The following is a 13,927-nucleotide window of genomic DNA, read 5'->3' as shown; positions in this document are numbered from 1 at the left end:
CTAGTTGGGGTGGTAGGGGGTCGGCGCCGTCCAGTTGGCGGATGAGGGCTTCGATGCCTAGTTGGCCGAGCTCGTGGCCTGGGGTTCGGAGGAAGGTGAGTTCGGGGTCGCTGAGGGCGGCGACCTCCGGGACCATCAGGAGTGCGAGCACCGACATGTCGCCGGGGACGTCGCGGCCTTGGCGTTTGAGGGCGGAGACCACGCCTAGTGCGCCGTACTCGTTGGCGACCAGGATCGCGGTGGTCGACGGGTGCTCGCGGAGTAGGCGTTCGGCTGTTTCGCGGCCGGAGCGGGTGGTGTCGGAGCAGGGTTCGACGACGGTGCGCAGTCCGTACTCCGCCACCACCCGCCGGTACGCCGCCTCTGATCGGACCCAAGGCCCATATTCGTGGAACCGAGGGTCGGCCAGGTCGCCTGAAATCAGCGCAAGCTCCCGGTGGCCGAGCTCGTACAAATGCCCGACCGCCGCTTCCACAGTCGCGTCGAAGTCGATGTCCACATGGGCCAGCCCATCGAGCTCGGTCGTCCGCCCGATCAGCGCAAAGGGCGTGCCCGTCTCGCGCAGCACCTCAACACGTGGATCGGCGAGCTGGACCTCCATCAGGACGACCCCGTCGACCAGCCCCTGGCCGAGCAGTTCCCGCAGCTCGACTCCGTCGTTGCCAACCGGCCACAGCACCAGGTGGTACTCCTGCGCGCGCGCTCGCTCCGCCGCCGCGGTGAAGAACTCCGCAGTCGACATCCCGAAGCGGTGCTCGAGCGCGGGATAGGCCATAGCGATGATGCGTGTCCGCCGGCTGGCGAGCGCCCGGGCGACCACGTTGCGCCGGTAGCCGAGCTCGGCCATCGCCTGCTCGATCCGGGCCCGGGTGGCCGGGGTCACCGGTTTGGTGTCGTTGAGGAGGAACGACACCGTCGCGATCGACACACCCGCGCGTTCCGCGACGTCGCGCATCGTGACCATCGAGGCCTGCCCCCTTCTGAACTCTTGACACCACTGTGACCCAAGGAACATAGTCCTTGAACCTCGGAGTTAAGCGCTTTACCTGCGACTGTGCAAGGAGTCCGATGTGATCACCAGCAAGCGGTCCACCACCGTCCTGGCGGGTGCGGTAGCCCTGTCACTCGCCCTGGCGGCCTGCGGTGGCGGCAACGACAACGGCAGCAGCGGCAACAGCGGTGCCGCGGTCACCAGCCTGACTGTCCTCGACTACTACAACAACGACCCCGACAAGGCGCTGGTCCAGAAGGGCCTGGATGCCTGCGGGACCAAGCTCGGCGTCAGTATCCAGCGGGAGACGGTGCCTGGTGACACCTTGATCCAGAAGGTGCTGCAGCAGGCGTCGTCGAAGACGCTGCCCGATGTGCTGATGCTCGACAACCCCGACGTCCAGCAGATCGCGGCCACCGGCGCCCTGGCGCCCCTGAACGACCTGGGTCTGAACGCGGACGGCGTCATTCAGGGCATGGTCGACGCGACGTCGTACGACGGCAAGCTCTACGGACTGGCGCCGGTGACGAACACGATCGCGCTGTTCTACAACAAGGACATGCTGGCGGAAGCCGGCGTGCAGCCGCCGAAGACCTGGGACGAGCTGAAGGCCGCTGCCAAGAAGCTGACCAAGCCCGGCCGCTACGGCATCGCGTTCAACGCCAACGCGACGTACGAAGGTTCGTGGCAGTTCCTGCCGGCCATGTGGACCAACGGCGGTGACGAGACCGACCTGAAGACCCCGCAGGTGGCCGAAGCCCTGCAACTGTGGGTTGATCTCGTCCAGTCCGGCTCGGCGTCGAAGAGCGTGATCAACTGGACCCAGGGCGACGCCAAGGACCAGTTCGTGGCCGGCAAGGCCGCGATGATGGTGAACGGTCCCTGGCAGATCCCGGCGTTGCAGGAGAGCCCGAAGGTGAAATGGGATGTCGTCACCTTCCCGCTGAACAAGCCGGATCAGACACCGGTCGCGCCGCTCGGTGGCGAGGCCTGGACGGTCCCGCTGAACAAGGACCAGGCCAAGCAGCAGAAGGCCGCCGATTTCGTGAAGTGCCTGAACTCCGACGAGAACGAACTGGCCTGGGCGAAGGCCCGCTTCACCCTCCCGACCAAGGCCGCGCTGCTCGACCAGTACGCCAAGGAGGTGCCGTCGATGAAGGCGTTCGCCGAGCAGGTCAAGACGGCCCGCTCCCGGACCGGCAAACTCGGCGACAAGTGGCCCGACGCCGCGAAGGTGATCTACCAGGCGATCCAGCTCGCGCTGACCGGTAAGGCCTCGGCGCAGGACGCCTTCAAGCAGGCCTCGGGCGGCTGATATGGCGCAGGCGACACTGACCCGGACAGTCGCCGTACGGCGGGGGCGTGGCCGGCGTGGCGAGAGCCTGACCAAGGTCTTGTTCGTGCTGCCGGCTGCGCTAGCGATGGGCGCGCTGTTCGGGTACCCGGTCGTGAAGAACCTGGTGATGAGCCTGCAGGACTACGGCCTGCGCACGTTCTTCACCGGCGAGGCGCCGTTCATCGGACTGAAGAACTACTCGGCGATGGTGAGCGACCAGTTGTTCTCGCAGGCGATGGTGAACACCGCGTTGTTCACCATCGGCTCGATCGCCTTCCAGTTCGGCATCGGCCTGGCGCTCGCGTTGTTCTTCCGGAGACGTTTCCCCCTCGGTGGTCTGCTGCGGTCGTTGCTGTTGCTGCCCTGGCTGTTGCCGCTGATCGTGTCGAGCGCGACCTGGCGCTCGATCCTCGAGCAGGACAACGGCATCCTGAACCGCACGCTGACCGGGTTGAACCTGATCGACCAGCCGGTGCCCTGGCTGAACTCGCCGTCGGTCGCGTTGATCGCGGTGATCGGGGTGAACATCTGGATCGGGATCCCGTTCAACGTCACCCTGCTGTACTCCGGTCTGGCCGAGATCCCCGAGGAGTTGTACGAGGCCGGCCAGCTGGACGGGGCGACCGGCTGGCGCGCGTTCACGCACATCACCTGGCCGAACCTGCGCGCGGTGGCCGGCGTACTGCTGATGCTCGGTGTCGTTTACACGATCAAGGTGCTGGACATCATCCTCGGTCTGACCGGCGGCGGCCCGGCCAATGCGACGCAGACGCTCGCGACCCAGTCGTACGAACGGTCCTTCGTCGACTTCAAGTTCGGTGAGGGCGCGGCGCTGAGCAATCTGCTGATCGCGCTCTCGTTCGTGTTCGCGATCTTCTACCTGCGCAGCACCCGCCGCGCGGTGGACGAGTGAGGAGCCGGCGATGACAGATTCGGCCACCCGCCGAGCGACGCACACGATGATCGGCATCGTGATCCTGGCCGTGATGCTGTTCCCGGTCTACTGGATGGTGAACGCGTCGCTGCAACCGTCCGGCAACACCCTGACGGCCGGCTTCCTGCCGCTCGACCCGAGCTTCGCCGGCTACCGGCGGGCGCTCAGCGAGCAGGGCGGCAACCTGGTCACCAGCCTGATCATCGCGACCGGGACGGTCGTGCTGAGCCTGGCGATCGCGGCACCATGCGCCTATGCGCTGTCCCAGTTCCGGTCTCGCTGGGTGTCGATCGGCCTGCTGGCGATCCTGATTTCGCAGATGATCCCGGGGATCGTGATCGCGAACGCGCTCTACACGGCGTACGAACGGATCGGGTTGCTGAACTCGATTCCCGGCCTGATCCTGGCCAACTGCAGCAACGCGCTGCCGTTCGCGATCCTGATCCTGCGGTCGTTCATGCTCTCGCTGCCACCGTCGCTGGTGGAGGCCGCGCGGGTCGACGGTGCCGGACTGTTCCGGGCATTCGTCGCGATCGTGCTGCCGATCAGCCGGAACTCCCTGATCACCGCGGGACTGTTCAGTTTCCTGTTCTCCTGGAGCGACTTCCTGTTCGCGCTGACGCTGACCACCAAGGGCGGCATCCGGCCGGTCACCTTGGGCATCTACCAGTACCTGGGCACCCAGGTGCAGAACTGGAACGCGGTGATGGCCACCGCGGTCCTGTCGGCGATCCCGGCCGTCGTGCTGCTGATCGCCGCCCAGAAGTACATCGCCGCCGGCGCCGTCGGCGGAGCGGTCAAGTAACTCCTGAAAAGGACATCTACAGATGACGATTCGCGTACTCGTCTGGGGCGAGAACCGGCACGAGCAGACCGAGCCGCATGTCGCCGAGATCTACCCCGACGGCATGCACGCCACCATCGCGGCCGGGATCGCGGAGAACCTCGGCGACCAGGCAACAGTCGGTACGACGACGCTCGACGAACCGGAGCACGGTCTGACCGAGGAGGTGCTGGCCGACACCGATGTCCTCGTCTGGTGGGGTCACGCGGCGCACGGTGAGGTCGAGGACAAGGTGGTCGAGCGGGTCTACCAGCACGTGCTGGCCGGTATGGGGCTCGTCGTCCTGCACTCCGGCCACTGGTCGAAGATCTTCGGCAAGCTGATGGGTACGTCGTGCACCCTGCGCTGGCGTAGTGAGCGCGATCGCGAGCTGGTCTGGACGGTCAGTCCGACGCATCCGATCGCGCAGGGGGTGCCGCACCCGATCGAGATCGAGCAGCAGGAGATGTACGGCGAGTTCTTCGACATCCCGGTGCCGGACGAACTGATCTTCATCTCGACGTTCAGTGGTGGCGAGGCCTTCCGCTCCGGCTGCACGTTCCGCCGTGGGCACGGGAAGATCTTCTACTTCTCGCCTGGTGACCAGGACTACCCCGTCTACCACCACAAGGACATCCGCAAGGTGATCGCGAACGGCGTCGCCTGGGCGAAGTCCGATCGCCCGGAGCGCGCCGTACCGACGTTGCTGCGGTACGAGAGCGGCGACTTCTTCAACGGGCACGGCTACGGCGGCCCGATCGAGGAGGCGGCCGATGCCTGAGCCCCTGCGCATTCTGCAGGTCGGCGCCGGCGGGATGGGGCGCGCGTGGCTCCGCACGATCGCTGCGAACCCCGACGTGACGCTGGTCGGGCTGATCGATCTCGACACCGGGCTGGCTCGAAGTGCGGCCGACGAGCATGGGTACGGCGACGTGCCCGTGGCCGCGTCGATCGACGAACTGGCGGCTTCCGCCGAGGCAGTAATCGACGTGACGGTTCCGCTCGCCCATCCGGTGGTGAGCGCGACTGCGCTGCGCCTGGGGCTACCGGTGCTGTCGGAGAAGCCGCTGGCCGAGACAGTGCGCGAGGGGCTGCAGATGGTCGCTGCGGCGGAGCTGAGTGGCAAGCTGCTGATGGTGTCGCAGTCGCGGCGGTACTTCCGGGCCGGCAACGCGTTCGCGCGCCAGATCGCTCAGCTCGGACCAGTGGGCACACTGACGTGTGAGTTCTACAAGGCGCCGCACTTCGGTGGTTTCCGGGAGCTGATGGCTGAGCCGCTGCTGGTCGACATGGCGATCCACCAGTTCGATCTGGCCCGAAAACTGATCGGTTCTGCGCCGGTGTCGGTGTACTGCGACTCCTACAACCCGGTGTGGAGCTGGTTCGACGGCAATGCGGCCGCCAACGCCGTATTCACGTTCGCCAACGGGACCAGGTTCGTGTTCAACGGCAGTTGGTGCGCACCGGGCCTCGAGACCTCGTGGAACGGTCGCTGGCGAGCCAGTGCGGCCGGCGGGACGGCGTACTGGGACGGCGACAACGCACCGGCCGCCGAGCTGATCTCTGGGGAGACCCTGGTGGCGGAGCTGGCTGAGGAGCCTGAGGAGATCGCGGGCTCGCTGGTGGAGTTCGTCGCTGCGGTCCGTTCGGGGACGGTGCCCCAGTCCGAGGTGCACTCCAACGTCATCAGCGTGGCCATGGTGGAGGCTGCCGTACAGTCCGCTGCTACTGGCGTGCCGGTGCGGATTGCCGACGTACTGACTGCTGCGCACGCGGAAGCGATCGCTACTGCGTCAGACACCGCTGTGCGAGCCTGCTTGGAGGGATGGCCGGACGTGCTGAAGACTCTGGAGCCATGACGACGAGCAGCACACCCCGCTTGCGGTTGACGCCGATGCGCCCGCGGGACCCGCAGGAGCCCGGGCGCACGGCATCCACACTGGAGCTGTTCTTCGACCTGGTGTTCGTGGTCGCCGTGAGCGTTGCGGCGGCCCAGCTGCACCACGCGCTCAGCGAGGACCACATCGCGCACGGCGTGCAGTCGTTCGTGATCGTGTTCTTCGCGATCTGGTGGGCCTGGATGAACTTCACCTGGTTCGCCACGTCGTTCGCGACCGACGACTGGCTCTACCGGGTGCTGACGATCCTCCAGATGGGCGGCGTGCTGGTGCTCGCGGCCGGCATCGAGCGCGTGTACGCCGACGAGGACTTCCGGGTCGTCGTGGTCGGGTACGTCGTGATGCGGGTCTCGATGATCGCGCAGTGGCTGCGCGCCTCCAGGTCCCCGCAGACCCGTCGGCTCGCACTGACGTACGCCGGCGGCATCGCCATCGTCCAGGTGCTCTGGATCGCACTGATGTTCCTGCCGCACGAGGTGACGCTGATCGGCTGGCTGGTCCTCGTCATCGCCGAGATAGCCGTGCCGGTCGTGGCCGAGCGCCGCGGCGAACAGACCACGCCACGGCACCCGCACCACATCACCGAGCGGTACGGCCTGTTCACGCTCATCCTGCTCGGTGAGAGCCTGCTGGCCTCGGCCAACGCGATCATCAAGGCCGTGCACGAGCACGAGGAGCTCCCGCCGCTGATCGCGATCTCCGTGCTCACGCTGCTCGTGACTGCGGCCATGTGGTGGATCTACTTCTGGCCACCGCACCACCATGCGATCACGACGTTCGCGAAGTCGATGCGCTACGGCTACGTGCACTTCTTCGTGTTCGCGGCGGCGGGAGCGTTCTCGGCCGGTGTCGAGGCGCAGATCGATGTCATCACTCATCACAGCAAGCTCAGCGAGTTCGTCGCGTCGTTCACGATGACCGTGCCGATCGCGCTCTTCGTGCTCGGGATCTGGTGGATCGCGCTGCGCCAGAACGCCGATCGGGTGGTCAACATCGTCGTACCGCTGGGCGCTGTGCTGGTGCTTTTCGACCCGATTGTTCCGGTGCCGTTCATCGTTACCACCGTGCTGATGGTGGCGATTGTGGTGACGCTGGTGGTGCGACCTCCCATTACTGTCGGTGGCGAGCAGTAGTTTGCCCTTGACCCACTGTGGCGGGGCTGTGGTTAACTTTCGCCATCGGGGGCCGCGCCTGTAATTCACTTACTGTTGGGGGACCGCCATGCCCACCCTTCGCCGCCTCAGTCTTGCCGGACTGGCCCTGCTCACTACCGTCTCGGGAACGTCGATGACGGCCGCCGCCAAACCTCCTGAACCCGAGGGCCTGAGCGCAGCCGCGCAGGTCGGCCGGACCATCCAGCGGATGTCACTGGAGGAGAAGGTCGGGCAGCTGTTCGTCCTGTTCGCCTACGGCCCGGACGCGAACCTGCCGGACGCACGCAACACCAAGCTGTACGGCGTCGCCACGCCCGCCGAGGTGGTTGCGAAGTACAAGCCAGGTGGCTGGATCTACTTCGACGGCCGCGGCAACGTGCAGAATCCGTCCCAGGTCGCAACGCTGTCGAACCAGCTCCAGGAAGCCGCGATCGGGACCGGGCTGCACGTCCCGCTGCTGATCGCCACCGACCAGGAGCAGGGGGTGGTGACGCGGATCGGTCCGCCGGCCACACAGTTCGGCGGCAACATGGCGCTCGGCGCCACCCGCAGTACGGCGGACGCCCGGACAGCCGCCGCGATCACCGGCCGCGAGCTGAAGGCGATCGGGATCCGGCAGGACTACGCGCCGGATGCCGATGTGAACGTCAACGCGCTCAACCCGGTGATCGGCACCCGCTCGTACTCCAGTGACCCGAAGCTGGTCTCCGACATGGCGGCCGCCCAGGTGCTCGGTTTCCAGCGGGATGCCGGGATCACAGCGACCGCGAAGCACTTCCCCGGCCACGGCGACACGGTCGACGACAGCCACAACGACCTGCCGACGATCAACCACACGCTCGAGCAGTGGAACACGATCGACGCGCCACCGTTCAAGGCGGCGATCAAGGCCGGGATCGACTCGATCATGACCGCGCACATCGTCGTGCCGGCGCTTGATCCGTCCGGTGACCCGGCGACGCTGAGCAAGCCGATCCTGACTGGCGTGCTGCGGAAACAGCTCGGGTTCCGCGGTGTGATCGTGACCGACGGGCTGGAGATGGCCGCCGTGCGCCAGAAGTACGGCGATGCCGAGGTCGCGGTCCGGGCGATCGAGGCCGGGGTCGACCAGCTGCTGCTGCCGCCGGCGCCCGACGTGCAGTACAACGCGGTCCTGGATGCCGTCCGGTCCGGGCGGATCAGCGAGAGGCGGATCGACGAGAGCCTGCTGCGGATCCTGCTGCTCAAGCTGAAGAACGGTGTCTTCTTCCAGCCGTACGTCGACGTCGCCAAGGTGCCCGCGGCGATGGGGCCGGCGGAGAGCCTGGCCACGGCGCAGAAGATCGTCGACAAGAGCATCACGCTGGTCAAGGACAACGCGAAGACGCTCCCGCTGAGCAACACCCCGCGGAAGATTCTCGTCACTGGTTGGGGCGTCTCGACGACGCAGAACCTCGCAAACAGTCTCGCCAAACGCGGTGCGGTCACGACTGTCGCCCAGACCGGCGCCGCGCCGACCGACGCCGCGATCGCGGGCTCGGTGACGAAGGCCGCGGAGAACGACGTCACCGTCGTACTGACGCGGAAGGCGTGGGACTCGAAGGTGACCGACAAGCTCGGCAAGCAACGCAAGCTGGTCAACGATCTGATGGCCACGGGCAAACCGGTGATCGTCGTCGCGGTCCAGGACCCCTACGACATCGCGTACTTCGACACCGCGCCGACGTTCCTGGCCACCTACGGTTATGCCGCGGTGTCGATGGAGTCGCTGGCCAAGGCCCTGTACGGCGAGATCACGCCGACCGGCAAGCTGCCCGTCGACATCCCGGTCGCTGGTGACCCACTGACACCCCTGTACCCCTTCGGCCACGGAATGAGCTGGTGACGATGAAACGACGCACTCTCTTTGCCGGCGCTGGTGTGATCGCCGCTGCGCCGCTGCTCGACGTACCGGCTGCGGTTGCGCATCCCGGAGGTGGTGGCCGGAAGTTGATGACCGGGGCCGAGGTGCTGGCCAAGGACGACTGGAAGGCACTGGCCGGTCAGAAGGTCGGAGTGATCAGCAATCCGACCGGCATCCTGCCTGACCTCAATCACGTCGTCGATGTCATGCATGCGTCCGGGAAGGTCAACGTGGTCGCCGTCTTCGGGCCCGAGCACGGCTTCCGCGGTACCGCGCAGGCCGGCGGGTCCGAGGGCGACCACGTCGATCCGCGGACCGGGATCATGGTCTACGACGCGTACGGCGCGAACGCGGATAAGCTGGTCAACCTCTACACGAAGTCCGGTGTCGAGACAGTCGTCTTCGACATCCAGGACGTCGGAGCCCGGTTCTACACCTACATCTGGACGATGTACGAGGCGATGCTGGCGGCGGTCCGCACCGGCGCGCGCTTCGTCGTACTGGACCGGCCGAATCCGACCGGTGGGTCGGCGCGCGGTCCGATGCTGAAGCCCGGGTACACATCGGGCGTCGGCAAGCGGGAGATCATCCAGCAGCACGGCATGACGGTCGGCGAGCTGGCCCGGATCTTCAACGCGGAGTACCTGCCGATCGACACCAACGGTGCCCGGTTGAAGGAGCTGCAGGTCATCCAGGTGCGTGGCTGGACGCGCGACCAGCTGTACGCCGACACCGGGCTGACATGGGTGATGCCGAGCCCGAACATGCCGACTCCGGACACCGCACTGCTCTACCCCGGCATGTGCCTGTTCGAGGCGACCAACATGTCCGAGGGGCGTGGCACGACCAGGCCGTTCGAGCTGATCGGAGCGCCGTACGTCGACTATCGCTGGGCGCAGGCCTTGCAGGCGAAGAAGATTCCGGGCGTGGCGTTCCGCGAGGCCTACTTCACGCCGACGATCAGCAAGAACGCGAACGTGCTGTGCGGCGGTGTGCAGGTGCAGATCACCGATCCTTTGAAGGTGGAGGCAATCACCGCCGCGACGCACATGATCGTGGAGGCGCGGAAGCTGTACCCGGGCTTCACCTGGCGGACGGAGAACCCACCCGGCCGCTGGATCGATCTGCTGACCGGATCCGACCGGTTCCGGACCATGCTTTTGGCCGATGCCAGCGCCGAGGAGATCGTGGCAGCCTGGAAGGCCGAGACCGACGCGTGGACCGCGCGCCGCGCAAAGTACCTGCTCTACAAGGGGCCACACCGGTGAAACGCACCCTTGCCCTCACGATAGCCTCTGCGGTGATGCTGACGATGACTTCCCCTGCGGTTGCCCACGGCAACAAATCTGGCCGGTTCGACCAGCCTTATGACGGCTACGCCCCCAAGACCACCCTGCTCCGTGATTCGGCGCCCGCTCGCGCGGGGCTGGATCCGGCGCCGATCGATGCCGCGCTGGCCCAGGTCGAGGCCTGGACCAAGCCGGCCGGTACGACGAAGCCGCTGTTCGCCGGGGCGGTGACGCTGCTCGGTCATGACGGGCGCGTCGTCACCCGGCAAGCCACCGGACTGGCGCTGAAGTATGCCGACGGGAGCGGGACGGAGCTGCCGGCGGATCAGCAGATCCCGATGCGCCCGGACACCATCTTCGACATGGCCTCGGTCTCGAAGCTGTTCACCTCGATCGTGGTGCTGCAGCAGGTCGAGAAGGGCAAGGTCGGGCTCGACGAGCCGATCGCGAAGTACGTGCCCGAGTTCGCCGAGAACGGCAAACAGGCGATCACGGTGCGGCAGGCGCTCACGCACACCACCGGGCTGCCGTCCTGGCTGCCGCTGTGGAGCGCGCGGCCTGATCCTGCCTCCCGTCTGCAGATGGCGCTGACCGCGAAGCCGACCAGTCCGGCCGGGAAGACGTACCTCTACAGCGACCTGAATCTGATCGCGCTCGGCGAGGTCGTGCACCGGGTCAGCGGCAAGACGCTCGACAAACTCGTTGCCGACGGCATCACCAAGCCGCTGCAGATGCGCGACACCGGGTACAACCCGGACCCTCGTAAGAAGGCCCGGATCGCGGCCACGGAGTACCAGGCGACACCGGCCCGCGGGATGGTCTGGGGTTCGGTGCACGACGAGAACGCCTGGTCGCTGGATGGCGTAGCCGGGCATGCGGGTGTCTTCAGCACGGCGGACGACATGGCCGTGCTGGCGCAGACCTTCCTGAACGGCGGCAGCTACCGCGGAGCCCGGATCCTCAAGGAATCCTCGGTGACCGCGATGATCACCAACTTCAACCAGGCCTACCCGGGGAACGATCACGGCCTCGGCTTCGAGCTGAACCAGCGTTGGTACATGGCTGGTCTGTCCGGGCCGCGGACCGCGGGGCACACCGGCTACACCGGTACGTCGCTGGTGATCGACTTCGACTCGCGGTCGTTCGCGATCCTGCTCACCAACCGGGTGCACCCGAGCCGCAGCTGGGGTTCGAACAACCCGGCTCGGCGGGCTGTCGCACAAGGGCTCGCGCTGGCGCTCGGGGTCGGTCCGCGACACGGCAAGGACGCGTGGTTCTCCGGGACGACGGATGCCGCGACGACGACGCTCGCCACCTCGGTCGCCGTACCGGCTGCTGGGGCGAAGCTTGCGTTCGATTTGTTCGTGGACACCGAGGACTCGGATCTGTTGTATCTGGAGACGTCGACGGACGGGCAGACGTGGACCAAGGTGCCGTTCACGGTGCGGGACCGCGGTTCGGTGATCGACACCGACGGGACGATTAGCGGTTCCGGCGACCGGCACTGGCATCAGGTGACGGCCGAGCTGGCCGGTGGCGAGCGGTCGTTGCGCTGGCGGTACACGACCGACCCTCTGTACCAGGGCCGTGGTGTCTACGTGGATGGTGTGAAGATCACGAGCGGGCGTGATGTTCTTCTCGACGGAGAACGGTCGCCGGAGTCATTTACGGCAACAGGTTGGAGACTTTCGCGTCGGTGATCCCCTTTGGTGCATAGTCGCCGTACCGTGGCTGTCATGAGTTCAACAACCTCTCCAGAACCCACGGGGCCGCTGCTGGTCCGAGTCCGCGCGGTGATGCCCGCGCTGGCGCCGGCCGAGCAGCGGGTGGCGAACGCGGTCCTCGCGGACCCGGGCGGAGTGGCTGCGATGACGATCTCCGAACTGGCCGAGGTGGCTTCCACCTCAGAGACCACGGTCATCCGGTTCTGCAAGCAGATCGGCGTCCCCGGCTACCCGCAGCTCCGCCTGCAGCTGGCGGCCCAGTCGGCCACGGAGAATCTCCGGCCCGAGGTCGGCGGCGACATCGAGCCGGGTGACTCGCTCGACGACGTGGTCCGCAAGGTCGCGTTCGCCGACGAGCGGGCCGTTCGCGAAACCGCGCAGCAGGTGGATGTCGACGCCCTCGCCAAGGTGGTGACCGCGGTCGTGAACGCGCCGCGCGTCGACATCTACGGCTTTGGTGCCAGCGCCTTCGTGGCGCTGGACCTGCAGCAGAAGCTGCACCGGATCCGCCGGGTCTCCTTCGCCTGGTCCGATGTGCACATGGCGCTGCCGTCGGCCGCCCTGCTCGGGGACGGCGATGTCGCGATCGGTATCTCGCACACCGGTGTGACCGTCGAGGTCGTCGAGGCGCTCGAGGAGGCCGCCAAGCACGGCGCCACCACGGTCGCCGTGACCAACTTCCCGCGCTCACCGCTGGCCCGGACCGCCGATCTGATGCTCACCACCGCCGCTCGCGAGACGACGTACCGGTCGGGGGCGATGTCATCCCGGATCGCGCAGCTGACGGTGATCGACTGCCTGTTCATCGGCGTCGCCCAGCAAGTGCTGCCGGATGCCCGGAAGGCGCTGGAGCAGACGGCGACCTCGGTGCGTGGGCACCGGCTCAAGAGTTCGGAGTGAGACCGGTCGGGTACAGATCGTTACGTCAATCCTTTCTGTCAACGATGAACAGAATTGAAAATCCTTCAGTAGAAAACTAACATCGACACTGTGACGACACCGACGGAGCAGCGCAATCCCCGCACGCTCGCCATCGACGCGGTGGGCACGACCGAGATCTTGCGCATGGTCAACGCCGAGGACGCCTCGGTCGCCGGTGCGGTCGCAGTGGTTCTCCCGCAGTTGGCCGAGGCCGTCGATCGCGCAGTCGAAGCAGTCCGGCGCGGGGGCCGGGTGCACTACTTCGGCGCCGGTACGTCGGGCCGCCTCGCGGTGCTGGATGCCGCCGAACTGCTTCCGACGTTCCATGTCCCCGACGGTCTGGTCGTGGCCCACCACGCCGGCGGGATGGAAGCACTCCTGCGGGCCGTCGAGAACGTCGAAGACTCCGAACAGGGCGGCGCCGACGACGCCGCCCTCGTCACCGCCCGCGACATCGCCATCGGCCTCGCCGCCTCCGGCAGCACGCCGTACGTCGCCGGCGCTCTGAAGGCCGCCCGCGCCGCCGGAGCCGCCACCGTCCTGGTCACCTCGAACCCGGACGCTCCGCTGGCCCCTCTGGCCGACATCGTGATCGCCGCCGACACCGGCCCCGAGGTCATCGCCGGCTCGACGCGCTTGAAGGCCGGCACCGCGCAGAAGATGATCCTCAACGCGTTCTCCACCACGCTGATGATCAAACTCGGCCGCACCTGGTCCAACCTCATGGTCGACCTGGTAGCCACCAACGCCAAGCTCCGCAACCGCATGCTCCGCATCCTCGCCGAAGCCACCGGCGCCGACCCCGACGCCTGCGAGTCAGCCCTGGCCGCCGCCGACGGCGAACTGAAGCCGGCCCTGGTCCACCTCCTCACCGGCGCCCCCATCCCCGCCGCCCGAGAAGCCCTAACCATCGCCCAAGGCCGAGTAGCCACCGCCCTAACCACCCTCAACACCCACGCCTAACCCGCCCCGCCC

At 67.0% G+C, this 13,927-nt stretch carries 12 protein-coding genes; 11 read left to right on the top strand and 1 reads right to left on the bottom strand.

Annotation, left to right across the window (positions count from 1 at the left end; translation table 11 throughout):
* A partial coding sequence (locus tag E1261_RS36105; RefSeq protein WP_132414227.1) for a LacI family DNA-binding transcriptional regulator occupies positions 1 to 964 on the bottom strand: 964 nt, incomplete at its 3' end.
* Positions 965 to 1,070: 106 nt separating this feature from the next.
* Here E1261_RS36105 and E1261_RS36100 point away from each other — a divergent pair.
* The 11 genes from E1261_RS36100 to murQ all read left to right on the top strand — a co-directional run bounded on the left by E1261_RS36100 (position 1,071) and on the right by murQ (position 13,915).
* Complete coding sequence (locus E1261_RS36100; protein ID WP_132414226.1) at positions 1,071 to 2,306, top strand: ABC transporter substrate-binding protein; 1,236 nt, start codon at positions 1,071 to 1,073, stop codon at positions 2,304 to 2,306.
* Between the two features lies 1 nt (position 2,307).
* Positions 2,308 to 3,240: a carbohydrate ABC transporter permease gene (locus tag E1261_RS36095; RefSeq protein WP_132414225.1), complete on the top strand. Its 933-nt coding sequence runs from the start codon at positions 2,308 to 2,310 to the stop codon at positions 3,238 to 3,240.
* 10 nt (positions 3,241 to 3,250) lie between these two features.
* Positions 3,251 to 4,066: a carbohydrate ABC transporter permease gene (locus tag E1261_RS36090; protein WP_132414224.1), complete on the top strand. Its 816-nt coding sequence runs from the start codon at positions 3,251 to 3,253 to the stop codon at positions 4,064 to 4,066.
* Positions 4,067 to 4,088: 22 nt separating this feature from the next.
* On the top strand, positions 4,089 to 4,865 hold the full coding sequence (locus E1261_RS36085; protein ID WP_132414223.1) for a ThuA domain-containing protein: 777 nt from the start codon (positions 4,089 to 4,091) through the stop codon (positions 4,863 to 4,865).
* Positions 4,858 to 5,943 carry a Gfo/Idh/MocA family protein gene (locus E1261_RS36080; protein WP_132414222.1) on the top strand — a complete coding sequence of 362 codons (1,086 nt, stop codon included), beginning with the start codon at positions 4,858 to 4,860 and terminating at the stop codon, positions 5,941 to 5,943. Before E1261_RS36085 ends, E1261_RS36080 begins: the two co-directional genes overlap by 8 nt.
* A complete protein-coding gene (locus E1261_RS36075; RefSeq protein ID WP_202875335.1) occupies positions 5,940 to 7,115 on the top strand; it encodes a low temperature requirement protein A in 1,176 nt (391 codons plus the stop codon). Before E1261_RS36080 ends, E1261_RS36075 begins: the two co-directional genes overlap by 4 nt.
* 88 nt (positions 7,116 to 7,203) lie before the next feature.
* Positions 7,204 to 9,000 (top strand): glycoside hydrolase family 3 protein, encoded by a 1,797-nt coding sequence (locus E1261_RS36070; protein WP_132414221.1) that lies wholly within the window; start codon positions 7,204 to 7,206, stop codon positions 8,998 to 9,000.
* Between the two features lie 2 nt (positions 9,001 to 9,002).
* Positions 9,003 to 10,286, top strand: a complete 1,284-nt coding sequence (locus tag E1261_RS36065; RefSeq protein WP_132414220.1) for an exo-beta-N-acetylmuramidase NamZ family protein — start codon at positions 9,003 to 9,005, stop codon at positions 10,284 to 10,286.
* A gap of 35 nt (positions 10,287 to 10,321) precedes the next feature.
* Positions 10,322 to 12,007 (top strand): serine hydrolase domain-containing protein, encoded by a 1,686-nt coding sequence (locus tag E1261_RS36060; protein ID WP_132414219.1) that lies wholly within the window; start codon positions 10,322 to 10,324, stop codon positions 12,005 to 12,007.
* Positions 12,008 to 12,043: 36 nt separating this feature from the next.
* Positions 12,044 to 12,931, top strand: a complete 888-nt coding sequence (locus E1261_RS36055) for a MurR/RpiR family transcriptional regulator (RefSeq protein ID WP_132414218.1) — start codon at positions 12,044 to 12,046, stop codon at positions 12,929 to 12,931.
* Positions 12,932 to 13,021: 90 nt separating this feature from the next.
* Entirely contained in the window at positions 13,022 to 13,915 is an 894-nt protein-coding gene (gene murQ / locus E1261_RS36050; RefSeq protein WP_132414217.1) for an N-acetylmuramic acid 6-phosphate etherase, read from the top strand.
* Positions 13,916 to 13,927: the final 12 nt, after the last annotated feature.

Origin of the sequence: Kribbella albertanoniae, assembly GCF_004348455.1 — a bacterium.
GTDB lineage: Bacteria > Actinomycetota > Actinomycetes > Propionibacteriales > Kribbellaceae > Kribbella > Kribbella albertanoniae.
This window is presented reverse-complemented; position numbering and strand designations above follow the sequence as displayed.